This is a genomic window from Citrobacter sp. RHBSTW-00599, from assembly GCF_013784065.1.
Taxonomy (GTDB): Bacteria; Pseudomonadota; Gammaproteobacteria; order Enterobacterales; family Enterobacteriaceae; genus Citrobacter; species Citrobacter braakii.
On record NZ_CP056717.1, the window covers coordinates 1,894,054 to 1,920,771 of the forward strand.

Annotated in this window: 17 protein-coding genes; 8 read left to right on the plus strand and 9 right to left on the minus strand. The window is 54.4% G+C overall.

What is annotated here, in order from left to right:
• Nucleotides 1-93 precede the first annotated feature (93 nt).
• Genes baeR through HV243_RS09100 form a run of 6 tightly spaced genes read right to left on the minus strand, consistent with a single transcriptional unit; the run spans nucleotide 94 to nucleotide 11,075 of the window.
• Nucleotides 94-816, minus strand: coding sequence for a two-component system response regulator BaeR (gene baeR / locus HV243_RS09075; protein ID WP_019077149.1), 723 nt, complete (start codon nucleotides 814-816; stop codon nucleotides 94-96).
• On the minus strand, nucleotides 813-2,216 hold the full coding sequence (gene baeS, locus HV243_RS09080; protein ID WP_016153606.1) for a two-component system sensor histidine kinase BaeS: 1,404 nt from the start codon (nucleotides 2,214-2,216) through the stop codon (nucleotides 813-815). Before baeS ends, baeR begins: the two co-directional genes overlap by 4 nt.
• On the minus strand, nucleotides 2,216-3,628 hold the full coding sequence (locus tag HV243_RS09085) for an MFS transporter (protein WP_016153605.1): 1,413 nt from the start codon (nucleotides 3,626-3,628) through the stop codon (nucleotides 2,216-2,218). Before HV243_RS09085 ends, baeS begins: the two co-directional genes overlap by 1 nt.
• Nucleotides 3,625-6,705 carry a multidrug efflux RND transporter permease subunit MdtC gene (gene mdtC / locus HV243_RS09090; protein WP_016153604.1) on the minus strand — a complete coding sequence of 1,027 codons (3,081 nt, stop codon included), beginning with the start codon at nucleotides 6,703-6,705 and terminating at the stop codon, nucleotides 3,625-3,627. Before mdtC ends, HV243_RS09085 begins: the two co-directional genes overlap by 4 nt.
• Nucleotides 6,706-9,828, minus strand: a complete 3,123-nt coding sequence (locus tag HV243_RS09095; protein ID WP_053388846.1) for an MdtB/MuxB family multidrug efflux RND transporter permease subunit — start codon at nucleotides 9,826-9,828, stop codon at nucleotides 6,706-6,708. It abuts the gene before it with no gap.
• A complete protein-coding gene (locus tag HV243_RS09100; protein ID WP_053388847.1) occupies nucleotides 9,828-11,075 on the minus strand; it encodes an MdtA/MuxA family multidrug efflux RND transporter periplasmic adaptor subunit in 1,248 nt (415 codons plus the stop codon). Before HV243_RS09100 ends, HV243_RS09095 begins: the two co-directional genes overlap by 1 nt.
• Before the next feature lie 279 nt (nucleotides 11,076-11,354).
• Between HV243_RS09100 and HV243_RS09105 the strand changes: the two genes are divergently transcribed.
• Nucleotides 11,355-11,414, plus strand: coding sequence for a type I toxin-antitoxin system Ibs family toxin (locus tag HV243_RS09105; protein ID WP_109017525.1), 60 nt, complete (start codon nucleotides 11,355-11,357; stop codon nucleotides 11,412-11,414).
• A 99-nt stretch (nucleotides 11,415-11,513) separates the two neighbouring features.
• On the opposite strand, the gene yegD is transcribed toward HV243_RS09105, so the two are convergent.
• Nucleotides 11,514-12,866, minus strand: coding sequence for a molecular chaperone (gene yegD, locus HV243_RS09110; protein ID WP_053388848.1), 1,353 nt, complete (start codon nucleotides 12,864-12,866; stop codon nucleotides 11,514-11,516).
• A gap of 136 nt (nucleotides 12,867-13,002) precedes the next feature.
• On the opposite strand from yegD, the gene alkA reads away from it, so the two are divergent.
• Nucleotides 13,003-13,872, plus strand: a complete 870-nt coding sequence (gene alkA / locus HV243_RS09115) for a DNA-3-methyladenine glycosylase 2 (protein ID WP_053388849.1) — start codon at nucleotides 13,003-13,005, stop codon at nucleotides 13,870-13,872.
• Here alkA and HV243_RS09120 read toward each other — a convergent pair.
• A complete protein-coding gene (locus HV243_RS09120) occupies nucleotides 13,840-17,169 on the minus strand; it encodes a diguanylate cyclase (protein WP_053388866.1) in 3,330 nt (1,109 codons plus the stop codon). The genes alkA and HV243_RS09120 overlap by 33 nt on opposite strands.
• A 315-nt stretch (nucleotides 17,170-17,484) precedes the next feature.
• Between HV243_RS09120 and udk the strand changes: the two genes are divergently transcribed.
• From udk to asmA, 3 genes are all read left to right on the plus strand, one after another.
• The gene (gene udk / locus HV243_RS09125; protein WP_003036776.1) at nucleotides 17,485-18,126 is read left to right on the plus strand and encodes a uridine kinase; all 642 of its coding nucleotides are present in this window, start codon (nucleotides 17,485-17,487) and stop codon (nucleotides 18,124-18,126) included.
• A gap of 91 nt (nucleotides 18,127-18,217) precedes the next feature.
• Nucleotides 18,218-18,799: a dCTP deaminase gene (gene dcd / locus HV243_RS09130; RefSeq protein WP_016153598.1), complete on the plus strand. Its 582-nt coding sequence runs from the start codon at nucleotides 18,218-18,220 to the stop codon at nucleotides 18,797-18,799.
• A 25-nt stretch (nucleotides 18,800-18,824) separates the two neighbouring features.
• Nucleotides 18,825-20,675 (plus strand): outer membrane assembly protein AsmA, encoded by a 1,851-nt coding sequence (asmA, locus tag HV243_RS09135; RefSeq protein ID WP_053388850.1) that lies wholly within the window; start codon nucleotides 18,825-18,827, stop codon nucleotides 20,673-20,675.
• A 44-nt stretch (nucleotides 20,676-20,719) separates the two neighbouring features.
• Here the strand turns inward: asmA and HV243_RS09140 are convergent, their stop codons facing one another.
• The gene (locus tag HV243_RS09140; RefSeq protein ID WP_019077138.1) at nucleotides 20,720-22,303 is read right to left on the minus strand and encodes a TerC family protein; all 1,584 of its coding nucleotides are present in this window, start codon (nucleotides 22,301-22,303) and stop codon (nucleotides 20,720-20,722) included.
• A 654-nt stretch (nucleotides 22,304-22,957) separates the two neighbouring features.
• On the opposite strand from HV243_RS09140, the gene HV243_RS09145 reads away from it, so the two are divergent.
• From HV243_RS09145 to wzc, 3 genes are read left to right on the plus strand one after another with little or no spacing between them, the layout of a single operon-like run.
• On the plus strand, nucleotides 22,958-24,097 hold the full coding sequence (locus HV243_RS09145; protein WP_047499630.1) for a polysaccharide export protein: 1,140 nt from the start codon (nucleotides 22,958-22,960) through the stop codon (nucleotides 24,095-24,097).
• Nucleotides 24,098-24,102: 5 nt separating this feature from the next.
• The gene (wzb, locus tag HV243_RS09150; protein ID WP_016156925.1) at nucleotides 24,103-24,552 is read left to right on the plus strand and encodes a low molecular weight protein-tyrosine-phosphatase Wzb; all 450 of its coding nucleotides are present in this window, start codon (nucleotides 24,103-24,105) and stop codon (nucleotides 24,550-24,552) included.
• Nucleotides 24,549-26,711 carry a tyrosine-protein kinase Wzc gene (gene wzc / locus HV243_RS09155; protein WP_053388851.1) on the plus strand — a complete coding sequence of 721 codons (2,163 nt, stop codon included), beginning with the start codon at nucleotides 24,549-24,551 and terminating at the stop codon, nucleotides 26,709-26,711. Before wzb ends, wzc begins: the two co-directional genes overlap by 4 nt.
• Nucleotides 26,712-26,718: the final 7 nt, after the last annotated feature.

The following is a 26,718-nucleotide window of genomic DNA, read 5'->3' on the forward strand; positions in this document are numbered from 1 at the left end:
GACAGTGTTGCCACAAAGAGTATGAGCGATATTTGGAGAGTTGCTAGTCAACAGAACTCCACGAAGCCGCGGAGTCCTGCAGGACGGGAGTGTTTACGCAATCCGACAGGCGTCGGCTTCCCAGCGATACCCTACGCCATAGACCGCGCGGATAAACGACTGCTCCGCATCCAGCGATTCCAGCTTGCGTCGCAGGTTCTTAATATGGCTGTCGATGGTTCGGTCGGTAACGACACGGTAATCGTCATAGAGATGATTGAGCAACTGTTCACGGGAGAACACTTTTCCCGGTTCATGCGACAGCGTTTTGAGTAAGCGAAATTCAGCAGGCGTTAAGTCGAGCATTTTCCCACGCCAGGACGCCTGAAAACGACCTTCATCGACGATCAACGGGCTGTCAGCATCCATCTGTTGCAGTTCGCGCTGCGGCTTGCAACGGCGCAGAATCGTCTTCACGCGAGCAACAACTTCACGCGGGCTGTAGGGTTTGCAAATATAATCATCCGCACCGATCTCCAGCCCCAGCAGGCGATCAATTTCTTCTATCTTGGCGGTTACCATCATGATGGGGACTTCAGAGAATCGGCGGATTTCCCGGCACAGAGTCAGGCCGTCGGTACCAGGCAGCATCAGGTCCAACAAGATCAGGTCGGGCGGCGTCTGACGCACGTAAGGAAGAACCAGATCGCCGTGGCTGATGAGCGTAGGAGCATAGCTTGCCGCGCGCAGATAGTCGATAAGCAGTTGCCCCAGTTTGGGCTCGTCTTCTACGATCAGAATACGCGGCGTGTTTTCATCAATGGGTAACTCAGTCATACATCTCTCTGTAAATCGCGTTCCAGCGGTAATGTTACTGTAATGCTAACCCCGCCAAAAGGCGAATGGGCGGCGCGGATCAGACCATTATGCGCCTGTACGATATTGACGCAAATTGCCAGCCCCAGCCCGGAACCACCGCTGGCACGGTTACGCGAGCCTTCGGTGCGATAAAAGCGTTCAAACAGCTTCTGTAACTGGTCGTCACTTACGCCGGGAGCGGAATCAGCGAAGGTTAATAAAACCATACGCTCGCGTTGTTCGGCGCTGATGTGCAGCCCGCCGCCGCTGTCGGTGTAGCGCAGACTGTTTTCCAGCAGATTGTTGAACAACTGCATCAGACGATCCCTGTCGCCAAATACCGTCATGCTGTCCGGGAGTGAAAGTTGTATCGTCAGTCCGCGGCTGGCAAAGCGTTCACGAAATGCGCCACTTGCCACTTCCAACAGCGGGATGAGATCCAGCGATGTTTTCTGGTAGGCCAGCGCGCCTTCATCGGACATGGAGAGCTGATGCAGATCGTCCACCAGCTTGGTGAGCGTACCCACTTCAGCTTGCAAAGAGGCAACGGAGTCAGGGGTGAACTGGCGTACGCCATCCTGAATGGCCTCCAGTTCACCGCGCAACACCGCTAACGGCGTACGCAGTTCGTGAGAAATATCGGCCATAAAGTCACGACGCATCTGCTGGTTTTTTTCCAGCGTACTGGCAAGCTGGTTGAAGTCCTGCGCCAGCTTGCCCAGCTCATCCGTACTAGTCGGCGCAACGCGAGTGGTGAAATCGCCAGCCGCCAGTTTGTGCGTGCCTTCCACTAACCGCTTGACCGGGGCCAGCAGGCTGCGCGCCAGCGTAAACGTTGCCAGCGCCGCCAGGATCGTGGAGAGCGCGACGATGAGCCAACTGGAACGTCTTTGCTGCATGTCGAAATTGATATCCGTATTGCGCGTTAAGCGTTCCACGGGAGAGGCAATCACGGCACCGACTTCGCTACCGTTGACGCGGATCGGATGGCGCATACCGTCACGGGGGACCGGAGCACGCGGACCGACCAGCACGCGGGCATTTTGGTCGACAACCCAAAACTGCGTACGCCAGCCGTGCGGCGGCATGCCGGGGCCGGGTTTATCATCGTCGTTGTCGTGTTCAAAAGAGCGCAGGATCTGAAAAACAAACCGATCGTTATTGCGTAAGAATCGCCAGTTGCCGTGCTGCTCATACTGCTCGCTTAATGCGTCGCTGAGCATTTGCAGCCGCTGTTCGTTACCGTGCTTGATATAGTCAATAAAACCGCGTTCGAAGCTTATGCGTACGGCCCAGTGCATGCTGATCAGCAATACGATGCAGGTGGCGAAAATCGCCAGAAACAGTTTGCCGGTGATACCGGGCCGCCAGAACTTCATCAGGTGCTCCTCTTGCGCCGTGAAATCACCGCGTTGGTTTGCGTGTCGTTCGGCACGCGGGCAAAAATAATGGCGGGCAGCGCGATAATGAATGCGATGCACAGCCAGGTATACATAAAGACGGTATGCGTACTTCCGCTGTCGATGACGCTATGCTGCTGACCGAACATACCTAGCAGCAGCCCCGCGATGGTCACCCCGATACTCATCGACAGCTGCATGATCATTGACAGCAGGCTGTTACCACTGCTGGCGAGATCGTCAGGCAGGTCTTTTAACGTCAGGGTGTTCATGGATGAAAAGCGCGTTGAGTTGACCATTCCCTGTAAGAACAGTACGAAGGGCAGGGCGTAATACCAGCCGAGCAGCGCGGTGGTCATCAGCAGCAGACTGACCAGCGACAGGCCAAGCGTTGTAGCGACCAGTACGCGACGGTAGCCAAAGCGGTTAACGACCTGCACCACAATGCGCTTCATGCCCATACTGCCGAGCACCATCGGGATCATCATCAGCCCGGCATGAAAGGGGGAAAAACCGAGGCCTATTTGTAAAAACACCGGCGTCATAAACGGCAGCATACCGCTACCGATGCGTCCGGCAAAACTGCCGAAAAGACCCAGCGAGAAGGTCGGTGTGCGAAACAGATTCAGGCTGAACAGCGCGCGTGGATTACGATGGGCGTGTTTCAGATACAGCGCAATAGCCAGCACTCCGCAGATAACCAACGCTGCCAGCGAGATACTGGAGATGCCGGTTCCTTTACTGCCATCAAGCGCCAGCGTCAGTACTGCCATGCCGACTGCCAGCATCGCAAATCCGGAGAGATCGAAGCGTCGGGTTTGCATGGTGTAGTTGGGCATCAGCATTAACGTCGCTATCGCGCCGACAATACCAACCGGAATGTTAATCAAAAATATCCAGTGCCAGGAGGCGTACTCAACCAGAATACCGCCTAATGCCGGTCCCAGTAGCGGGCCAATCTGACCGGGCAATGTGACAAAGGTCATCGCCGCCATATATTGCTCACGCGGGACGATTTTCATCACCGTTAGCCTGCCGACCGGCACCATCATCGCACCGCCAACGCCTTGTAAGACGCGCGCCATCACCAGCTCGTTGAGTGTGCTGGACCCGGCGCAAAACAGCGAGCCAAGCGTAAACAGGATGATGGCGGTGAAGAAGATATTACGCACGCCAACTTTGTCCGCCAGCCATCCGCTGGCGGGCAGCATCACGGCAACGGTTAAAACATATGACACAATGACCATATGCATGTGTAACGGGCTTTCCCCGAGGCTTGCCGCCATCGAGGGAAGCGCAGTATTCACGATGGTGGTATCCAGCGACTGCATAAAAAAGCCGAATGCCACAATCCAAAGCTGCCAGCGGGTGCTGTCGGGAAGTTCTGTCATAACTCTGCTACCGGTTTGCTGTTTTTACGCGAAAAACGCAGACGCAGACGGTCGAAAAAGAGATAGACCACAGGCGTGGTGTACAGCGTCAGGAGTTGACTCACGACCAGCCCGCCGACAATGGTTATCCCCAAAGGTTGACGTAGTTCGGAGCCATCCCCGGCGGATAACACCAGCGGCAGCGCGCCAAACAACGCCGCCAGCGTGGTCATCATGATTGGGCGAAAGCGCAGCAGGCAGGCCTGGAAAATGGCTTCTTCTGGCTGCAGCTTGCCGTTTCTCTGTGCTTCCAGCGCAAAATCGACCATCATGATGGCATTTTTCTTCACAATGCCAATTAATAGCATTATCCCTATCAGGGCGATTAGGCTGAACGGGGCATTGAACAGCTCCAGCGCCAGCAAAGCCCCGACGCCAGCTGAAGGTAGCGTGGAGAGAATGGTCAGGGGATGAACATAGCTTTCATACAGCATACCCAGAACGATGTAGACCGTGGCGATGGCGGCGATAATCAGGATCACCTGTGAGTTCATGGTGTCCTGAAATACCTGTGCCGTGCCGGCAAAGCTACCGCGAACCGTGGAGGGCACGCCGAGCTGGGTCATGGTTCTGTTGATAGCCTCTGTCGCCTCAGACAGTGAAGAACCTGTTGGCAGGTTAAACGACACGGTTGAGGCAGCGGACAAGCCCTGATGGTTTACCGACAGCGGGGCATTCGCCGGTTGCCATTTGGCAAAGTACGATAGCGGGATTGCCTTACCGTCATTGTTGATGACGAACATTTTATCCAGCGCACTGATATCCTGGGTGTAACGTCGATCGACCTCCATCACCACTTTGTACTGGTTCATCGGTTGATAAATAGTTGAAATTTGCCGTTGTCCAAAAGCGTTGTTCAACAGGCTGTTAGCGGCTGCAACGTCGATCCCCAGACGAGACATGGTGTCGCGATCGTAGACCAGGTTCATTTCCGCGCCATTGTCCTGCTGATCTGAGTTGACATCCGCCAGTTGGGGCAGGGCGGCAAGCGCTTTACGGATCTTCGGTTCCCACTCGCGCAGCGCCGCCAGATCGTCGGAAAGCAATGTGTATTGATAGCTGGCATTGGCCTGGCGGCCGCCGACGCGAATATCCTGCACCGCCATCAGAAACAGATTCGCGCCAGGCTCTTTTGCAAGCGCGACGCGCAGGCGGTCGATCACCTGCTGAGCGGTTTCACCGCGCTCATCGCGTGGCTTGAGGGTGATAAACATCATCCCGCTGTTAACCCGGGAACCGCCGGTAAAACCGGTGACGTTATTCACCGCCGGGTCGTCGCGGATGATCTTCATAAAGTCCTGCAGTTTGCCGCGCATCGCCTGGAAAGAGATGCTCTGGTCGGCCTGAATCCCCCCCATCAACACGCCCGTATCCTGCTCCGGGAAGAAGGTTTTGGGGATGGAAATATAAAGCCAGATATTCAGCGCAATGGTGCCAAGTAACACCACGCCTACCAGTCGCGTATGGCGCAGCACCCATTTAAGCGAAGTGCCGTAACTCTGTTGCAGTGCCACCAGCACACGACCAAAACCTCGTTTACGAGACTGTTCACGCGGGGCGCTGGATTTGAGCATCCAGCCACACATCATTGGCGTTAATGTCAGCGACACCAGCAGCGAGATACCGATAGCAACTGACAGCGTGACGGCAAATTCGCGCAGCAAGCGCCCAGGCAATCCGCCCATTAACAGCAGCGGGAGGAACACCGCTACCAGCGACAGGCTCATTGAGAGCACCGTGAATCCCACTTCGCGCGTACCTTGTAGCGCCGCCTGCAGTGGCTTCATTCCCGCTTCCAGGTGGCGGGCAATATTTTCCAGCACCACGATCGCGTCATCAACGACAAATCCCGTGGCAATGGTCAACGCCATTAATGACAGGTTGTTCAGGCTGAATCCGCACAGATACATGGCGGCAAAGGTACCGATCAGCGAGACCGGAACCGCTACCGCAGGGATCAGGGTCGCGCGCCCGGAGCGCAGGAAAACAAAGACCACCAGAATAACCAGCGCAACGGAGATAATCAGCGTCTGTTCGACTTCCTCCAGCGAGGCGCGAATGGTCGGTGAACGATCCTGGGCAATTTGTAGATCGATGGCGGCCGGGACCAGCGTTTGTAACTCCGGTAATTTGGCCCGAATGCTGTCTACCGTCTGAATAATATTGGCTTCTGGCAGCTTGCGGATCATCAGCAGGATAGCCGGTTTAGCGTTGGTCATCCCCGCGTTACGTACGTCCTGCACTGAGTCGCTCACAGACGCAACATCGCCCAGCCGCACCGCAGCGCCGTTATTGTAGTGGATGATAATCGGCTGGTACTCGGCGGCGGTTTTCAGCTCATCGTTGGTTTGTACCTGCCAGCGGTGGGTATCATTCTCGATAGCTCCCTGCGGCTTACGCACATTGGCGTTAGCAATCGCGCTACGCACGTCGTCCAGCGACACGCCCTGATTAAACAGCGCTTGCGGATTAAGCCCTACGCGCACGGCAGGCAGAGAGCTGCCCCCAACGTCGACGTCACCCACGCCGTCGATTTGCGCGATGGTCTGTGCTAATTGGGTTGATGCGAAATCGTACAGCTCACCCTGCGAGTAAGTGTCCGACGTGAGCGTCAGGATCATGATTGGCGCATCGGAAGGGTTGGCTTTGCGGTACGTGGGACGGCTTGGCATACCGCTGGGTAGCAGGCTTTGCGCTGCGTTAATCGCGGCCTGAACATCCCGCGCCGCGCCATTGATGTCACGGTCGAATTTGAATTCAAGAATAATGCGCGTACTGCCAAGGGAACTGCTCGAGGTCATTTCGTTCACGCCCGCGATGCGCCCCAGTGAGCGCTCCAGCGGGGTGGCTACCGAAGACGCCATCGTTTCAGGGGAAGCGCCGGGTAATGATGCGCTGACCATGATCACCGGGAAATCCACCTGCGGCAGCGGAGCTACCGGCAGCAGACGAAAGCCCAGTATCCCGCACAGGGTGATGGCCACCGAAATGAGAATGGTCGCCACCGGACGATGAATGAAAAGCGCGAAAAATTTCATTTACGCTTCCTCTTCCTGGCGCGGGAAGCGGCTTTTCACGTACAGCGACAGACGGTCAAACAGCAGATAAATCACCGGGGTGGTAAACAGGGTTAATACCTGGCTTACCAGCAGACCGCCGACCATACCAATTCCTAATGGACGACGTAATTCGGCCCCCACGCCGGTACTTAACATCAGCGGCAACGCGCCGAGCAGTGCTGCCAGCGTAGTCATCAGAATCGGGCGAAAACGCAGCAGACAGGCCTGGAAAATAGCGTCGCGTGGGGTCATGCCCTGTTCGCGCTCCGCGGCAAGGGCGAAGTCGATCATCATGATGGCGTTTTTCTTGACGATACCGATGAGCAAAATAATGCCGATAATCGCGATGACGTCCAGTTCACTGCCGGCAATCATTAACGCCAGGAGGGCGCCAACGCCCGCCGTGGGTAGCGTGGAGAGAATGGTAATCGGGTGAATAAAGCTCTCATACAGCACGCCGAGAACGATATACATCGCGACAACCGCAGCCACAATCAACCAGATGGTATTACCCAGCGCGGCCTGGAAAGCGAGCGTACTGCCCTGGAACTGGGTGGTAATATTTGCTGGCAGATTGAGCGTTTTTTCGGCATCCAGAATTGCCTGCACCGCATCGCCCAGCGAATGACCGTCCGGTACGTTGAACGAGATGGTGGTGACCGGGAACTGATCGAGGTGGTTAATCGACAGCGGAGCGAAACGCTGTTCAATGCTGGCGATTGCGCTAAGTGGAACCACGCCGCCGTCGCTGCTGGTCAGACGGATAGTGTCCAGTGCAGCAAGCCCCGGCGTACTGTTGGTGTCATGTTCCAATACGACGCGATACTGGTTGGCCTGGGTGTAGATGGTTGAAATCAGTCGCTGGCCGAAGGCGTTGTACAGGGCGTTATCGACATCCGCCATGCTGATGCCTAAACGGCTGGCGCTATCGCGATTGACGTTCACATACGCCACCAGCCCTTTGTCCTGCCAGTCGCTACTGACATCGGACAGTTGCGGTAGCTGGTGAAGTTTTTCTAACAGCTGTGGAACCCAGGTGCTGAGGGCGTCAAGGGACGTTGCTTGCAGCGTAAACTGATATTGCGTCCGGCTGACCTGGGTATCAATCGTCAGGTCCTGGGTGGGCTGAAGATAGAGATCAACGCCGGGTACTCTGTCAACCGCGTCCTGTAGGCGTGCGATCACTTTCTGCACGCGATCGTCGCGATCGTCCAGCGGCTTAAGGTTGATTTGCAGACGCGCGCTGTTCAATGCCGGATTAGTACCATCCACGCCGACAAAAGCTGTCAGGCTCTCGACCGCCGGATCTTGAAGGATGACATCGGAAACCTGGCGCTGGCGCTGGGCCATGCTGGCAAATGAACTGGACTGCGGCGCCTGCAGCGTACCCTGGATGATGCCGTTGTCCTGGATTGGGAAGAACCCTTTGGGGATAAAGACCCATAACATAACGCTCAGTGCCAGCGTGCCGAACGCCACGCCCAGCGTGAGCCACGGATGGTTCAGCACTTTTGCCAGCCAGTGACCGTACCCGGCAATGACGCGATCGAACATACGCTCCGAGGCGCGGGAGAAGCGGTTTTGCTTACGCAACGAGGCCTGATTAAGCATGCGCGCGCACATCATCGGCGTGAGGGTGAGCGAGACGACGGCGGAAATCAGAATTGCCACGGCCAGCGTAACGGCAAACTCGCGGAATAATCGGCCAACGATATCACCCATAAACAACAGCGGGATCAGCACGGCGATTAGCGAAAATGTCAGAGAGATGATGGTAAAACCAATCTCACCAGCCCCCTTCAGGGCGGCAGTCAGCGGTTTTTCGCCTTTTTCGATATAGCGAGAAATATTCTCGATAACCACGATAGCGTCATCCACTACGAATCCTGTCGCGATGGTTAGCGCCATTAGGGTCAGGTTATTGATGGAGAAATCAAGAAATACCATCACCGCGAAGGTGCCGATGAGCGACAGCGGAACGGCGACCGCAGGAATAATCGTCGCCGGAATATTGCGCAGGAACAGGTAGATGATCATCACCACCAGCGCAATCGCCAGCATTAGCTCAAACTGGGTGTCTGCAACGGAGGCACGAATATTGGTCGTACGATCCGAAAGCACGCTGACCTTAACTGATTTGGGCAGGCTTTCGGTGAGCTGCGGCAGCATTTGACGGATACTGTCTGCCGTGGAGATGATGTTCGCCCCAGGCTGGCGCTGAACATTCATCACAATGGCTTGTTGCTTATTGGCCCATGCGCCCAGCCAGCTATTTTCTGCCCCTTGTTCGACGGTGGCGACATCGCCCAGACGAACCGGCGCACCGTTTTTATAGGCCACGATGAGCTGGCGATATTCGTCTGCGGACTGCATCTGGTCGTTGGCGGAAAGGGTGACAGCACGCGTTGGGCCATCAAGACTCCCTTTTGCCGAATTGACGTTAGCCCCGGTAATGGCTGTACGGATGGTTTCGCTGGTCAGACCGAGTGCGGCAATAGCCTGTGCGTTAAGCTTCACGCGGACCGCCGGTCGTTGCCCGCCGGAAAGTGTTACCAGACCGACACCGGAAACCTGAGAGATTTTCTGCGCGACGCGGGTTTCGACCATATCTTCCACCTGCGTCATAGGCATGGCGCTGGACGTGACCGCCAGCGTCATGATCGGTGGATCTGCCGGGTTTACCTTGCTGTAGACCGGCGGGTTGGGCAGATCGCCCGGTAATAAATTGGTGGCGGCGTTAATCGCAGCCTGAACTTCCTGCTCGGCAACATCCAGCGGGAGTGTCAGTTGAAACTGCAACGTGACGACCGATGCGCCGCCGGAACTTTGCGAGGACATCTGTTTTAAGCCGGACATCTGTCCGAACTGACGCTCAAGCGGCGCGGTTACCGCCGAGGTCATGACGTCCGGGCTGGCGCCAGGGTACAGCGTAACGACCTGAATCGTGGGGTAATCGACTTCCGGTAAGGCGGCGATCGGTAGGAAACGATAACCGATAATACCGGCAAGCAAAATCGCGACCATCAGCAGCGTGGTGGCGACAGGTCGCAGAATAAACAGGCGTGATGGCCCGCCTGTGTTGTGCGGAGGTAACACCTGCATCAGGAGTTAGCTCCTTTTTTGCCGTATCCGCGGGGCGCAGTTTTCTGGTCCTGAGCTGAGGCGTCATGCGCCTCTACAACTTCTACTTTTGCGCCTTCTGTCAGGCGGTCAATACCGTCGGTTACGACCCGATCACCTGCGGACAACCCGGCGGCGATCACTACTTTTTGGCTATCCTGAATACCTGGTTTAACCAGATGTTTGCTCACTTTATTATCGCTGTTCAGCACCCAGACAAAATGGCCCTCATTGCCCATTTGCAGGGCGGCCGTTGGGATCACCACGGCGTTTTGTTCCGTGTCGACCAGCATGCGGGCGTTAACGAACTGGTTAGGGAATAAAGCATCATCCTGATTGTTAAAACGGGCTTTAACTTTGATGGTTCCGGTCGTGGCATCAATCTGATTGTCGAGACTGAGCAGGACGCCTTCGCTCAGTTTTTGCGAATTGGTTCGGTCCCAGGCTTCGACCTTTAACGGAGTCCCCGATTTTTGCGCCCGCAACACGGTGGCAATGTCGTTTTCAGGCAAGGTGAATATCAGGTCGATAGGATGGGTTTGCGTAATGACGACGATTCCGGTGGTATCGCCGCTGGAAATTTGGTTACCGACGTCGACCTGCTTCAGACCGACACGCCCCTCTACAGGCGCGGTTATCCGGCTCCAGTCAAGCTGCAATTGGGCGCTGGCGACGCTGGCTTCATCGGCTTTGATTGTCCCTAACGTTTCATTTACCAGCGCCTGCTGGGCATCCAGCTCCTGGCGGGAGACCAGATTAGTTTTCACCAACTGTTGATAGCGGGCAAGGTCGCGACGGGCATTTGCCAGCGTGGCTTTATCTTTTGCCAGCTGGCCTTGCGCCTGAGCCAGAGCAACTTTGAACTGGCTGGGATCTATCTCTGCCAGCAGGTCGCCGGCTTTTACCTGCTGTCCTTCCTCGAAGTGTAAGGCAATGAGCTGACCATCCACCCGGCTACGTACCGTGGCGGTATTTGCGGCAGTAATGGTACCCAGTCCTGTCAGGTAACGCGGAACGGCTTCCATGGCGGCGGTGGCAGCCTGAACGGGAGCCAACGGCCCGGAGCGCATTCCACGCCGTCCCGAACCTGGCGTGTGCTGTGCTGGTTTGGTAGCGCCCGGTGCGTTTTCCTGGGCGTCGTTACGGCTTTGCCAGAACCAGATGGCGGCGACGGTGGCCACAACGATCGCGATTGCTATCACCCAGCGGGATTTTTTACTGCCTTTCATTGTTATAAGTTTCTCATCCTGAAACGATTCGCGGAATGATACTAGTTTAGCCAGCGAACAAGGGAGAAAAATGGAGGAATTATGAAACACTGTCGGGATTCGTCTGAATGCTAATGCGGCTTTGCGAAGCGTTACGCAACAATCGGTGGTGAAGATAGCGAATACGTGATTGTGCGTTAGAGTGCTGATAAGGCAAAAAGGAGGAGAGCCAGAGATTTCAGCGGGACGCTGGAACGGGAAAGCCCCTCCCGAGGAAGGGGCCAAAATAAGGAAAGGGTTATGATGAAGCAGGTCATCATACTGGTGATACTCTTAGTGATTAGCTTACCGGCTTACTAAGACACCAGGGGGAGGGGAAGCCCTCCCTAACCCTCACTCCTGAAAATAAGCCACAGCAATGGTGATGTCAATACGCGTACTTTTCAGCATGCGAGCCGCTTAGCGGAAAACAACGTCAGCCCAGCGGGCCAGTCCGGCAGTAACGGAACCGAAATCATCGCCCCCCGCGATCGGAATCCCGGGAAGTTGCTGGGCGAGGGCTTTTTTAATCAGCGGCGAACGCGCGCTACCGCCGGTCAGGTAAATCACGTCCGGTTTTTCCTGCGCGTTTTCCAGCGCCAGTTGAACCTGCTCCAGAATGCGCGCCAGGGGCTGATTGAGCGCAGCTTCCAGCCCGTGTTGACTGATATCGGTTGCCAGCGTGTCGCTGATAAACGGTATCGCCGCCGTCACAATGGTCTGATCGGAAAGCGCGATTTTGCTCTCTTCTGCGCTGCGCACCAGGCGATAGCTCAGACGCTCGCGCCAGACTTTAAGCAGTAGGGCGACTTTATCGGCTTCTTTCGCGTCGCGGACAAGATCGTTGAGCAAGCGACCGTTGGCGCTACTGTAGAAGTCACTTTGCGCGGGAACATCGTTGATCGCGACCGCGTTCCACCAGGGCAGAATAGGTAAGGCGATCCCTTTTTCCGTTTCTCCCCCCATACCGAGCAGCGGCATCAGATGTTTAAACGCCAGCGCAATATCCAGATCGTTCCCGCCAACGCGGCAGCCGCTGTGCCCCAGCAGGCTGTTTTCGCGATCGGCGCGCTGATGCCATTGCGGCCCCATCAGCAGCAGTGAACAGTCGGTTGTACCCCCGCCAATATCCACCACCAGCACGCGTTTTTCTTCCTGCAGCGTGGCTTCGTAATCCAGACCCGCCGCTACCGGCTCGTACTGGAAGACGACATCCTGAAAACCGGCGCGTTTGGCCGCACGTTCAAGAATACCCTGCGCCTGGGCGTTGGCGTCATCGCCCCCTAACCCCTGGAAGTTAATGGGACGACCAATAACGGCCTGGCTGATGGCTTCCGGCAACTGATTTTGTGCCTGGTTGCGTATGTGCAGCATCATCGCGCAGACCAGATCTTCAAACAGCGCAACCTGCTGCGGCTTCAGACCGCTGGCACCCAAAAATGATTTTGGCGATTTAACAAAGTACACCTCTTCCGGGTCTTCAATATATTGACCCAGCGATGCCAGACCGAACTGCACGCTGTTGGCGTTAACGTCGATGTCTTCTTCGCGGTTATAGCGCATCGCGCGGCGAAGCAGCGCCTGCGTTTCGTCGTCCGTGGTTGGGATGTCGTGATGGCGATACAGCCACTCGCTGACCGCTTCGCGCGTTGGCGCGCACAGCATTGAAGGCAGAAGCGTGCTGTTATTTTCCATTTTGAGCAGGTGGGGCTGCCCGTCACGCATAACGGCCACTGAACAGTTTGCCGTACCGTAGTCAAAACCAATAAACACCGTAAAAATCCCCATGCCAGTGAAGAAGGGGCGTGACTTTAACGAAATGTTGACGCTCCGACAACTGGAATATGAAAGCAAGGCGCATCGATTGAATACCGTTTATGCTGTAGGTTTGCATAAAAAGGAAAACTGAATGTTCACGCTGAGCTGGCAACCGCCTTATGACTGGCCCTGGATGCTGGGATTTCTTGCCGCCCGTGCGGTTGACGGTGTCGAAACGGTGGAGGAACTGAGTTATACCAGAAGCCTGTCCGTAGGGGAGCATCGGGGTCTGGTGCGCGTCGTACCGGATTTGCACGCCAATGTGCTACAGGTGACGTTAAGTTCGGGATTACAACTCGCCGCCCCCGAGTGCCTGGCGAAAATAACCCGTTTGTTTGATCTTACCTGCTGCCCGCAGCAAATTGTCAGCGCGCTGGGAAGCCTTGGTGCGGCGCGTCCGGGACTGCGCCTGCCGGGATGTGTCGATGCTTTTGAGCAAGGGGTACGGGCGATTTTAGGGCAGTTAGTCAGCGTGGCTATGGCGGCAAAACTGACGGCGAAAGTCGCGCATGCTTATGGCGACACGCTGGGGGATGCGCCAGGGTATGTTTCTTTTCCCACGCCTGAAGCGCTTGCTGACGCCGAACCTCTGCACCTGAAAGCGTTAGGGATGCCGCTCAAACGCGCTGAAGCGTTGATTCACCTGGCGCGTGCAACGCTTGAAGGAACGCTTGCGACAGAAGCGCCTGACGATATTGAGCAAGGCGTTAAGCAACTACAAACGTTTCCCGGAATAGGGCGCTGGACCGCCAACTATTTTGCGCTGCGTGGTTGGCAGGCGAAGGATGTTTTTCTGCCGGATGATTATCTGATTAAACAGCGTTTTCCCGGCATGACGCCAGCCCAGATCCGGCGGTATGCAGAGCGTTGGAAACCCTGGCGCTCCTATGCACTCTTGCATATCTGGTACACGGATGGCTGGCAACCGTCAGTTGATGGCGAAATTACTGGTATTCAGTAGCAGATCCAACGGTTGGGCGTTGGCAATAATGTCGCCATAAATCATGTCAATACCGATGCCGGAAAGCGCATCCATAATAAGCGGCAACTGCACCGGACCGGCGATGCTTTTAATGTCCAGACGCTGAGCATGGCCCTGGATAATGGACACCCACATCTCGTCAATCAGGTCTCCGTGAGCGCTGGCGCTTAGCTCGCTGTCAAGCAACAGGTAATCGACAATGTGGTATTTCAGATTGTCAAAAAGCTCTAAATCACGACCGACCTGACTTAACACAATTCGACAACCGAACTGACGTAGCCGATGCAGGGCGGATATCGCCTGCGTTGGATTCGTTTTGATGACGCTGGCCGGAACGGTCAGGTGCAGCAGGCGTGGCGGTAACGGGCTATGTTGCAATTGTTCCAGCAGCTCATCAACAAGTTCTGAATTGAGCAGCCCGGCGGCGGAAAGGGGGAGCGCAACACTGAGGCCCTTGCTGGCGACTGCCGGGGCAGCATTCTGGAAGAATTCGCTGAATACCCGACGGTCGAGCGCTTGATTCAATGTGGGATCGACCAGCCCGGTACGGAATGTTTGCTCTTCAATCACTTCGCCTTCAGCGGTCCCTAAGCGTAGCGATATAAGCCAGAAGCTAAACGTCTCAGGTATACGTGGAGAAGCCACGCCTCTGGCGATCATCAGCATGGGGCTGTGCGTAATGGTATGCTTTTGTTCGTCCAATGACAGTTGGCTACGCGCGGCATGCGCCTGGCTTTGCTGGGGTTCATAGACGCAGACACGCCCACGTCCGCTGTTTTTCGCCGCGTAGCAGGCGATATCCGCCTGAGACATGACGTCAGTCGCGATATGGTTTTTGTCATCAATCAGCGTAATTCCCGCACTGGCGCCAATGCGGTGCAAGCGGCCATCCCACATGAAGTGGTAATCGTTAATAGCACTGATGATGCGACCTGAGATGAAGCGGGCGCTTTCGATATTACAATCCGGCAGCAACAGACCAAACTCGTCGCCGCCAAGGCGCGCCAGCATATCGCTGGACCGCAGCATGCTTAGCATCAGTGAAGAGAGTTCGCGCAGCAGGGCATCGCCAGCGGCATGCCCTGCGCTATCGTTCACCGCTTTAAAACGATCAAGATCGATAAAAACCAGCACATGACTCTGGTGCGCGTCGTGTACCGTATGCAGCAACTGTTTGAGATGGTTTTCAAAGCTGACCCGATTGGCCAACTGCGTCAGGTCGTCATGCGAAGCGCTGTAGCTAAGCTGGCGCAGCATCTTACGTGACTCGGTGACATCCTGAATAACCAGCACCGAGCCAATGCTGCCGCCATCAAGGGTGCTGAGGGGCGTGATGCTGTACTGAATGTCATAACTGTTGCCGTTGCGACAATGCAGGACGACTTCTTGTTCCATTGCCTTACGCGACATGTCGGCACTGTAGATATTTTCCATCAGCGGACCGTTATCGCCGAAAGTAATACGCAGTACCGTCAGGAGCGGAATGCCAATTGCGTTTTCCTGCTGCCAGCCGCTCATTTTCTCAGCGACCGGATTCATAAAGGTCACATTCATGTCGACATCAATACAAATCACCGCCTCGCCGATGGAGTCCAGCGTAATATGCAAACGCTCTTTTTCTTGGAACAGCGCTTCGTTGAGCAGCTTCACCTCGGTCATATCCATATTGATGCCAAGTAAGCGTTCAACTTCACCGTCTTTATTCAGTACCCGGTTGGCCAACGAGCGGATATGCCGTATGCCACCTTTTACTGCGATACGAAACTCAAGCTTAAACGGGGCTCGTGCGGCCAGCGAATCGCGAATCACATTTTCGGCGTGTTCGCGATCTTCAGGCACAACGCATTCATACCAGACTTGCCAGCTGGGCTTGATATGTGCCGGGACTTCGTAGAGATCGAACATACGCTTATCCCAACTGATCACATCAGGCTGCAGTTCCCATTCCCAAATGCCGATCCCCCCGGCTTCATTAGCGAGCGTAATGCGCTCCATCAGCCGTTTGTTCATCCACTCGGTGTGCTTCAGATCGTTAATGTCCTCAATCTGCGCAATAAAGTAGAGTGGGGTGTTGTCGCTATGGCGCACCAGCGAAACGGCCAGCAAAGCCCATACCACCTCGCCTGCGCGCGTGTAATAGCGTTTCTCCATGGAATAGCTGTTAATTTCCCCGCGCGCCAGCATGTTTAACTGTTCGAGGTCATTGTTCAAATCTTCCGGCCAGGTTAATTGCTGGAAGGTGAGCGAACGTAGCTCCTCCTGGCTATAGCCCAGAAACTGGCACAAGGCTTTATTGGCCTGTAGCCATTGCCCCTCGGTCCCGACCAGCGCCATGCCAATTGCGGAATACTCCATAGCATTGCGAAAGCGCGCTTCGCTTTCTGAGATGTGCTTGCGTTCAGCCCGAAACGCGTACATCACCATGGTCATCATATTGGCTGGCAACAGGATCATCAAAAACGGCAGCCACGGTATGCTGGTCATCATGTTCTGTTTGGGGGTGTAGAGCAGCGAAGGGTCAGCGGCCAACATCAGCGAAACCATCATCACGGTGCTGAGGAAAATTAAAAACGCCTCCATACGCGGCAGACGGACAGCGCTCCACATCAACAGGACAATAACGCAGGTAAACGGCCATGGAATGAACATCATCGACAGCCAACTGAAAGTTAACGTCACCAGAAGCGTAATCAGAGTTTCAAGCAGTAATCGCGGATTGCGGTGGCGCAGCAGATAATGTGGCTTAAACAGTAAACCTAATGGTACCAGCGCCAGCGCGCCGATGGATTCTGACAGCACCCAAATGAGGAAGGTATTTAACGACGTTTCTTGCGGTAATAATAACCAGAGTAATACGCCGCCCAGCAGCGGAGGGACCACTGCGCTGCCGAATGCCAGGCGCGCCCAGTCGTTGAGATTTTGTAAAGGATTGTACCAGGGCAGCAGTTTGCGCAATAACATTGCCCCCACGACAGCCTCAATAATGTTGATGGCCGTGTAGGTAAAGCTAAGCGACTCGCCGGGGAAGAAGAGCAAAGAACCCGCGATGTTACCCAATGAGCACGCCAGCGCGATCCCCGGCCACATTTTTCCCGCATGACGGTAAAAAGCCACCATCATGATTGAGGTCGGAAACCACAGCGGCGCCAGCTGCGCCCCGAAACGAGACAGTTCCAGCGAGAACAGCGTAAAGATGAAAGCCACCAGACCTAAACTGGCCAGGCGCAGTAGAGGATGAGGTAAGGTAACTAAAACATGTTGGGATTGTTTACTCATTACCACTCTACCCAAATAGCCGTTGTCGCCCAGTAGAGATGCCGGACGCATCACATTTAATCTGGGTTTATGCTAGTACAAATAATTTACAATTTATACGCCAGCTGCTCATAAATTAACACTCTCAAGCTATTAATTACTAAGGCTGGCGAATAAATGTAGCGCATGCTTTAAATATGACCGTTTTAATTTGCGACAGGGAAGGCATTGGTGCAGCCTGGGCTGGCGTCGCGCCGCTGAAATCCCTATAATTGCCGCGTTTGGCGTTTCGGCGCCGCCCTTCCTAACATCCAGGTTAATCAGGTCGCTAAATTTATGACTGATCAGTCCCATCAGTGCGTCATTATCGGCATTGCCGGCGCATCGGCTTCCGGCAAGAGTCTTATTGCCAGTACTCTTTATCGCGAATTGCGTGAACAAGTCGGTGACGAACATATTGGCGTTATTCCCGAAGACAGCTATTACAAAGATCAAAGCCATCTATCGATGGAAGAGCGTGTAAAAACCAACTACGACCATCCGAACGCGATGGATCACAGCCTGCTGTTCCAACATCTGCAAACGCTGAAACGCGGTAGTGCCATTGAGCTGCCGGTGTACAGCTACGTTGAGCACACGCGCACGCAAGACACTATTCATATCGAACCCAAGAAAGTCATCATCCTGGAAGGCATTTTGCTGCTGACGGATGCGCGTTTGCGTGATGAGATGAACTTCTCTATTTTTGTTGATACCCCGCTGGATATTTGCCTGATGCGCCGTATCAAGCGCGATGTGAACGAACGTGGTCGTTCAATGGATTCAGTGATGGCGCAATATCAGAAAACCGTCCGTCCAATGTTCCTGCAATTTATTGAGCCTTCAAAACAATACGCCGACATCATTGTGCCGCGCGGGGGTAAAAACCGCATCGCCATCGATATTCTGAAGGCTAAAATCAGTCAGTTCTTTGAATAAGTTCAGCGAATTGTGTACCGTTCAGTGATAACCTGGTTCACCCTTAATGCACCTGGCATTAAGGGGTTGAAGCACGAAAGGAGAAAGTGCCATGCGTTTATGTGACCGAGATATTGAAGCCTGGTTGGATCAAGGTCGTCTGTCGATCAATCCACGCCCTCCTGTCGAGCGAATCAACGGCGCCACGGTAGATGTGCGCCTTGGCAACAAATTCCGTACGTTCCGCGGGCATACGGCGGCGTATATCGATCTGAGCGGACCGAAAGATGAAGTCAGCGCCGCGCTGGATCGCGTGATGAGTGATGAAATCGTCCTCAAAGACGGCGAGGCATTTTTCCTGCATCCGGGCGAACTGGCGCTGGCAGTGACGTTCGAATCCGTGACGCTGCCTTCCGATCTTGTGGGTTGGTTAGATGGCCGCTCTTCGCTGGCGCGTCTGGGACTGATGGTACACGTCACCGCACACCGTATCGATCCGGGCTGGTCTGGCTGCATCGTACTGGAGTTTTACAACTCCGGAAAACTACCGCTGGCCCTGCGTCCTGGCATGCCGATTGGCGCATTAAGCTTCGAACCGCTTTCCGGTCCGGCGGCGCGACCTTACAACCGTCGTCAGGATGCAAAGTATCGCGATCAGCAGGGCGCCGTTGCCAGCCGGATCGATAAAGACTGAGTATTTTCAGTCCATTGGGGATAGCATGAGACGATTTCTGACGACGCTGATGATTCTACTGGTCGTGCTGGTGGCCGGTTTTTCTGCGTTAGTACTGTTGGTTAATCCGAATGATTTCCGCGCATATATGGTCAAGCAGGTTGCTGCGCGTAGCGGATATCAGCTGCAGTTGGATGGCCCGCTGCGTTGGCACGTATGGCCACAGCTGAGTATCCTCTCGGGGCGCATGGTGTTAACGGCTGAAGGCGCCAGCGAACCCCTGATTCGTGCCGACAATATGCGTCTTGACGTCGCGTTGTGGCCGCTGTTGAGTCACCAGCTCAGCGTGAAGCAGGTGATGCTCAAAGGCGCGGTGATTCAACTGACCCCGCAAACTGAAGCGGTGCGCGGCGAAGATGCGCCCGTTGCCCCAAAAGACAATACGTTGCCCGACCTGGCTGAAGACAGAGGATGGTCGTTTGATATTGCCCGCCTGCGTGTTGCCGATAGCGTTCTGGTATTCCAGCATGAAGACGATGAACAGATCACGGTTCGCGATATTCGTCTGGAGATGGAACAGGATAACCAGCACCGCGGCACGTTTGATTTCTCCGGGCGCGTTAACCGCGATCAGCGTGACCTCGCATTATCCTTCAACGGCAGCGTTGATGCCTCCGACTATCCGCATAACTTATCCGCGAATATTGAGCAGCTAAGCTGGCAATTGCAGGGGGCCGATCTACCGGCGCAGGGGATCAAAGGTCAGGGACAGTTTCAGGCGCAGTGGCTGGAAGAGAAAAAACAGCTCGCGTTTAGCCAGATTCATTTGACCGCTAACGACAGCTCTCTCGCCGGGCAAGCTCATGTGACATTGTTGGATAAACCAGAATGGGCCGTCGACCTGAAGTTTGGTCAGCTCAATCTGGACAATCTGCTCGTACAGCGTGAGGCTGTGACGACGAACGGTGAGGTTCAGCAAGGTCAGAGTCAGTCAACGCTGGCGCGCCCCGTTATTGCTTCTCAAGTTGATGCCGTTTCGTATCAGGGACTGAAGGGATTTTCGGCAGACATCGCTTTGCAAGCTGACAAAGTGCTGTGGCGGAAAATGGCGTTTGACAATGTCTCGGCAAAAATTGACAACCAGTTCGGCTTGTTGAATGTTACGCAGTTGCAGGGGAAAAGTGACGGTGGGCTGGTGTCGCTTCCTGGTATGCTGGATGCCAGAAAAGGACAGCCGCGAGCGGTCTTCCATCCGCGCCTGGAAGGCGTAGAAATTGGTACTATCCTGAAAGCCTTCGACTACCCCATCGCCCTCACCGGTAAGCTGTCACTGGCAGGGGATTTCTCTGGCTCAGATATTGATGCCCAGGCGTTTCGTCATAGCTGGCAAGGGCAGGCCCATGTCGAAATGAGCGATACGCGAATGGAAGGAATGAACTTCCAGCAGATGATACAACAGGCCGTCGAACGTAGCGGTGGGGATGTTAAAGCTCAGCAAAACCTGGATAACGTGACCCGGTTGGATCATTTTGTAACCGATATGACGCTGGATAACGGCGAGGTTACGCTGGATAACATGGCGGGTGAGTCGGCGATGCTGGCGCTGACCGGCAAGGGAACGCTGGATCTGGTGAAGCTGAATTGCGACACGCTGTTTAACATTCGCGTGCTGGGCGGCTGGGATGGCGAAAGTAAGCTGATTAACTTCCTGAAGGCTACCCCGGTTCCTCTCAGAGTCTACGGTCAGTGGCAGGCGCTAAACTACAGTCTGCAGGTCGATCAGATTTTGCGTAAGCATTTGCAGGATGAAGCGAAACGTCGCCTTAACGACTGGGCCGATCGCAATAAAGACTCCCGCAACGGTAAAGATGTTAAAAAGTTGCTGGATAAACTCTGATTCATATTGCCGGATGGCGGTTGATGCCGCCTCCGGCTCGTGATTTACACCTCGTAATCCATCTCTTCTTCACTGTGCAGCGGTATCAGTTGGACTTTTTGCACGCGATGATTTTCCACCTGCAGGGTTTTTAGTCGATAGTCGCCGACCTGAACTTCCTCCCCGGTTTTCGGGATGCGCTGCAAATACTCCATTAACAGTCCGGCAATGGTGTGATATTCACGCTTATCATCTAACGGGATAGGCACATACTGCACCAGATCTTCCAGCGGCATGTGTCCGTTTGCGGTCCATGAACCATCCGCGTTTTTCTGAATGTCATGGCGGGCGTCAATCTCCTCTACCTCATTTGGCAGGTTACCGGCGATGGTTTCCATCACGTCACTGAGCGTAACAATCCCTTCAACTGACCCAAATTCATCCGCCACAAAAGCGAAGTGCGTCCGGGCGTTACGGAACTGCTCAAGCGCCGGAAGCAGCGGCAGAGTTTCCGGGAACACCAACGGCTGGCGAATCAAGACGCGTAAGTCGAGCGGCTCGCCGCGAAGAGATTGCTGCAGCAGGTCGATGACATGCACCACGCCCAGCAGGTCTTCCTGCTCATCTTCGCCGGTGACCACCAGACGCGTATGCTGGTTTTTTTCCAGCAAAGCGCGGATTTCTGTTTCCGGCGCATTGAGGTCGATGTGTTCAATATCATGGCGCGAGGTCATGATACTGCTGACCGTACGCTGATTAAGGTTCAGCACACGTTCAATCATCCGCCGTTCCTGAGGGGCAAAAATTTGTCCTTCATGATGGTCTGCCAGCATGGCCGCGGTTTCGGCATCCAGTTCGGCGTCTTCTTTTTGCCCGCTCAGCAGTCGCATTACCGCCTCGGCGGTGCGCTGGCGCAGGGTATGGTTGGCTGACAGGAAGCGACGGCGGTTAAAGATAGCTAACTGGTTCAATGCTTCTATCATGACCGAGAAGCCGATGGCGGCGTACAGGTAACCTTTCGGAATATGGAAACCAAACCCATCGGCAACCAGGCTGAAACCAATCATCAGCAAGAAGCTCAGGCACAGAATGACGATAGTTGGATGGCTGTTGACAAAGCGCGTCAGCGACTTGCTGGCAAGCACCATCAGGCTGATGGCAATAATCACCGCAGCCATCATTACTGCCAGGTGATCGACCATCCCTACGGCGGTAATGACGGAATCCAGGGAGAAGATAGCGTCCAGCACGACTATTTGCGCGACGACGCCCCAAAACTTAGCGCCTTTACGCTGGGTCGGGTTCTCGCTGTCTTTGCCTTCCAGCCGTTCGTTTAGCTCCATGGTGGCTTTAAACAGCAGGAAGAAACCGCCGAACAGCATGATCAGATCGCGCGCGCTGAAGCTCAGGCCGCGAATGCTGAACAGCGGCGTGGTCAGCGTTACCAGCCATGATATTGATGCCAACAGCAGCAGGCGCATGACCATCGCCAGCAGTAGCCCGGTAATACGCGCCTTATCCCGCTGGGCAGGAGGCAGTTTCTCCGCGAGGATGGCAATAAAAACAAGATTATCAATGCCAAGAACAAGTTCGATCACGATTAGCGTGACGAGTCCGGCCCAGATTGACGGATCGGCAATCCATTCCATAGTAAATGCTATACCCATAGTTGTATGACAATTGTCACAATTCGATCATGGGTAAAACTGGCGAAAAATGCAATGGCGAGGAGGGATTTCTCTGTAGCCTATTACAACCCGGTACGAGATATTAGCCTTAATGTAACTACAGGAAATAATATTATTAATCCAAAGCTATTTAAGAAATATCGCAGGTGGAGTATTTCTATATTGACTTTGTCAATATCAATAAAATCCTAAAAATATACAAATTCAATGCTTAATATTAATCTTAAAAGCAAGTTGTCGGTAACTTGTTACCTTGCCTGATATTCGCTTAGCTGCAACAATTCCTCCGGTAATAATCAAAAGATAAATATTTCCTTATCAACCAGCGGCGCTATTCCTGATGCGTTCCCGCTGTGAATGTGATGAAAATAAAGGGGAAGATAAAAATTTAAATTAATCAGTGCATTGGTAGCTAATGAAGCCAGGGGCGGTAGCGTGTCTGGTCGCCTGAGACGAGCCTAAATTATTCTGTCAAGAGACCGCAGATGAATTCATTTTTTTTAGGACAGATGCCAGTTAAATTCCTTTTCAATTAACGGCAAGGTAAATGCGTACAGGCGAAGTCGCTATTTAGATCGCACGTGATAATTACTCTGCCAAAGTGATAAATAATCAATGATGAAATCCAAACTTAAATTGATGCCTGTATTGGTATCGGTAATCTTGATAAACGGTTGTACCGTGCTTCCGGGCAGCAATATGTCTACGATGGGCAAAGATGTGATTAAACAGCAGGACGCTGATTTTGATATCGATCGCATGGTGAATGTTTATCCACTCACCCCACGGCTGGTCGAACAATTACGTCCCCGACCAAATGTTGCGCAGCCTAATATGTCTCTCGACCAGGAGATTTCCGGGTATCAGTACCGGGTCGGCCCGGGCGATGTCCTGAATGTCACCGTCTGGGATCATCCTGAACTCACCACGCCGGCCGGGCAGTATCGTAGCTCAAGTGATGCCGGCAACTGGGTGCAGCCTGATGGCACCATGTTTTACCCCTACATCGGCAAAGTTAGCGTGTCAGGGAAAACGTTGGCCGAAATTCGTAGTGATATTACCGGGCGCTTAGCGAAGTACATTGCTGACCCGCAGGTGGACGTTAATATCGCCGCTTTCCGTTCGCAGAAGGCCTATGTCTCCGGGCAGGTGAACAAATCCGGCCAGCAGGCCATCACCAACGTGCCGCTTACCATTCTCGATGCCATTAACGCCGCAGGCGGTCTCACCGAGGCGGCAGACTGGCGCAACGTTGTACTGACTCATAAAGGGCAGGAGCAACGCATTTCACTGCAAGCGCTAATGCAAAATGGCGACCTGAGCCAGAACCGTCTGCTCTATCCTGGCGACATCCTGTTTGTTCCGCGTAATGACGATTTGAAAGTCTTCGTGATGGGGGAAGTGAAAAAACAGAGCACCCTCAAAATGGACTTCAGCGGCATGACGCTCACCGAAGCACTCGGCAACGCGGAAGGTATCGACCTGACCACCTCCAACGCCAGCGGCATTTTCGTTATTCGTCCATTGAAAGGCGAGGGCGGGAACAACGGCAAGATTGCCAATATCTATCAGCTTGATATGTCCGATGCGACATCGCTGGTGATGGCGACGTCATTCCGACTCCAGCCATACGATGTGGTGTACGTCACTACCGCGCCGGTTGCTCGCTGGAACCGTTTGATCAATCAGTTGCTGCCGACTATTAGCGGTGTTCGCTATATGACGGACACGGCCAGCGACCTTCACAACTGGTAATCGTCATGTTTAACAAAATCTTAGTTGTCTGTGTGGGGAACATTTGCCGCTCTCCGACGGCAGAGCGCTTGTTAAGGCAATTTCACCCGGCGCTGACGGTCTCTTCTGCCGGTCTCGGGGCGTTGGTAGGCAAAGGCGCGGACCCGTGCGCCATCAGCGTGGCGCAGGCGCACAACCTGTCACTGGAGAATCATTGTGCCCGGCAGATCTCGGGACGAATGTGCCGGGAGTATGACCTGATCCTGACCATGGAAAAACGCCATATCTCTGCCCTGTGTGAAATGGTGCCGGAGATGCGCGGCAAAGTGATGCTGTTTGGTCACTGGGACAGCGAGCGCGAAATTCCCGATCCGTATCGTAAAAGCCGTGATGCGTTTGACGCGGTGTACGCATTACTTGAACGGTCTGCCCGCCAATGGGCTCAGGCACTGAACGCAGAGCAGGGAAAACAATGACAGAAAAAGTAAAACAGTCTGCTGCGCCGGTAACGGGCAATGATGAAATCGATATTGGTCGTCTGGTGGCAACGGTGGTGGAAGCCCGCTGGTGGGTGCTTGGTATTACTGCGGCATTTGCATTATGCGCAGCGGTCTACACGCTATTTGCCACTCCCATCTACAGTGCGGACGCGCTGGTGCAAATTGAGCAAAATACCGGAAATTCACTGGTGCAGGATATTGGCTCGGCGTTGTCGAACAAACCTCCGGCCTCTGAAGCGGAAATTCAGCTCATCCAGTCACGGCTGGTATTGGGGAAAACGGTAGACGATCTCAATCTGGATATCGCGGTTACCAAAGATACGTTCCCCATTTTTGGCGCGGGGTGGGATCGGTTGATGGGTCGCCAGAACGAAACGGTTAACGTGACGACTTTCACGCTGCCAAAGGCAATGAATGAACAGACCTTCACGCTAAGCGTGCTGAATGACAAAAGCTATCAGTTGGTGAGTGACGGAGGTTTTAGCGCCCAGGGGCAGGTTGGGCAGGTGCTGAAACATGACGGCGTGACGATGCTGGTCGAGGCGACACATGCCAGCCCTGAGAGCCAATTTACCGTCAGCAAATTCTCCACGCTGGGCATGATCAACACCCTGCAAAATAATCTGATGGTGACGGAAACCGGCAAAGACACTGGCGTACTGAGCCTGACCTTTACCGGCGAAGACCGTGAGCAAATCCGCCAGATCCTTGACAGTATTACCCGCAACTATCTGCAACAAAACGTGGAGCGTAAATCTGAAGAGGCCGCCAAAAGTCTGGCGTTTCTGGCAAAGCAGTTGCCCGAGGTACGTAACCGGCTGGACGTTGCCGAAAACAAGCTGAATGCCTTTCGTCAGGACAAAGACTCCGTGGATTTGCCGCTGGAAGCCAAAGCGGTGCTGGATTCCATGGTGAATATTGATGCGCAGCTTAATGAGCTGACCTTCAAAGAAGCGGAGATTTCCAAGCTGTTCACCAAAGCGCACCCTGCGTACCGCACCTTGTTGGAAAAACGCCAGGCGCTGGAAGATGAGAAAAGCAAGCTGAACGGGCGCGTAACGGCGATGCCGAAAACGCAGCAGGAAATTGTCCGTCTGACGCGTGACGTGGAGTCCGGCCAGCAGGTCTATATGCAGCTGCTGAACAAGCAACAGGAGCTGAAGATTACCGAGGCCAGTACGGTCGGAGATGTGCGCATCGTCGATCCCGCGATTGCCCAGCCAGGCGTACTGAAGCCGAAAACGACGCTGATTATTCTCGGCAGCATCATTCTTGGTTTGATGCTTTCAGTGGTGGGCGTACTGCTGCGTTCCCTGTTTAATCGCGGCATTGAAAGTCCACAGGCGCTGGAAGAGCATGGCATCAGCGTGTATGCCAGCATTCCGCTATCAGAATGGCAAAAAGCACGCGATAACGTGCAGACCATTAAAGGCGTGAAACGCTACAAGCAAAGCCAGTTGCTGGCAGTGGGGAATCCGACGGATCTTGCGATAGAAGCGGTCCGCAGCCTGCGTACCAGCCTGCACTTTGCCATGATGCAGGCGCGCAACAACGTCTTGATGCTGACCGGCGTCAGCCCGTCAATTGGTAAAACGTTTGTCTGCGCCAACCTGGCGGCGGTCGTTAGTCAGACCAACAAACGCGTGCTGTTGATCGACTGCGACATGCGCAAAGGTTATACCCACGAGCTGCTGGGGACCAATAACGTTAACGGTCTGTCTGAGATCCTCATCGGCAAGGGGGATATCTCATCCAGCGCGAAACCGACATCGATTCCACATTTCGATCTGATCCCTCGCGGACAAATTCCCCCCAACCCCTCCGAGCTGCTGATGAGTGAACGCTTTGGCGAACTGATTGCATGGGCCAGCTCGCACTATGACCTGGTGCTGATCGATACCCCGCCAATACTGGCGGTGACCGACGCGGCTATCGTGGGTCGTCACGCTGGAACCACGCTGATGGTGGCGCGTTACGCGGTCAACACGCTGAAAGAGGTGGAAACCAGCCTGAGTCGCTTTGAGCAAAACGGCATTCAGGTGAAAGGGGTGATCCTGAACTCGATCTTCCGCCGCGCCAGCGGGTATCAGGATTACGGGTACTACGAATACGAGTACACCTCGGATTCGAAATAGGTAACGA

What these genes read in the sequence shown, in the direction of transcription:
- baeR (WP_019077149.1), bottom strand. Translation starts at nt 816, where the DNA reads ATGACTGAGTTACCCATTGATGAAAACACGCCGCGTATTCTGATCGTA.
- baeS (WP_016153606.1), bottom strand. Translation starts at nt 2,216, where the DNA reads ATGAAGTTCTGGCGGCCCGGTATCACCGGCAAACTGTTTCTGGCGATT.
- HV243_RS09085 (WP_016153605.1), bottom strand. Translation starts at nt 3,628, where the DNA reads ATGACAGAACTTCCCGACAGCACCCGCTGGCAGCTTTGGATTGTGGCA.
- mdtC (WP_016153604.1), bottom strand. Translation starts at nt 6,705, where the DNA reads ATGAAATTTTTCGCGCTTTTCATTCATCGTCCGGTGGCGACCATTCTC.
- HV243_RS09095 (WP_053388846.1), bottom strand. Translation starts at nt 9,828, where the DNA reads ATGCAGGTGTTACCTCCGCACAACACAGGCGGGCCATCACGCCTGTTT.
- HV243_RS09100 (WP_053388847.1), bottom strand. Translation starts at nt 11,075, where the DNA reads ATGAAAGGCAGTAAAAAATCCCGCTGGGTGATAGCAATCGCGATCGTT.
- alkA (WP_053388849.1), top strand. Translation starts at nt 13,003, where the DNA reads ATGTTCACGCTGAGCTGGCAACCGCCTTATGACTGGCCCTGGATGCTG.
- HV243_RS09120 (WP_053388866.1), bottom strand. Translation starts at nt 17,169, where the DNA reads ATGAGTAAACAATCCCAACATGTTTTAGTTACCTTACCTCATCCTCTA.
- udk (WP_003036776.1), top strand. Translation starts at nt 17,485, where the DNA reads ATGACTGATCAGTCCCATCAGTGCGTCATTATCGGCATTGCCGGCGCA.
- dcd (WP_016153598.1), top strand. Translation starts at nt 18,218, where the DNA reads ATGCGTTTATGTGACCGAGATATTGAAGCCTGGTTGGATCAAGGTCGT.
- asmA (WP_053388850.1), top strand. Translation starts at nt 18,825, where the DNA reads ATGAGACGATTTCTGACGACGCTGATGATTCTACTGGTCGTGCTGGTG.
- HV243_RS09140 (WP_019077138.1), bottom strand. Translation starts at nt 22,303, where the DNA reads ATGGAATGGATTGCCGATCCGTCAATCTGGGCCGGACTCGTCACGCTA.
- HV243_RS09145 (WP_047499630.1), top strand. Translation starts at nt 22,958, where the DNA reads ATGATGAAATCCAAACTTAAATTGATGCCTGTATTGGTATCGGTAATC.
- wzb (WP_016156925.1), top strand. Translation starts at nt 24,103, where the DNA reads ATGTTTAACAAAATCTTAGTTGTCTGTGTGGGGAACATTTGCCGCTCT.
- wzc (WP_053388851.1), top strand. Translation starts at nt 24,549, where the DNA reads ATGACAGAAAAAGTAAAACAGTCTGCTGCGCCGGTAACGGGCAATGAT.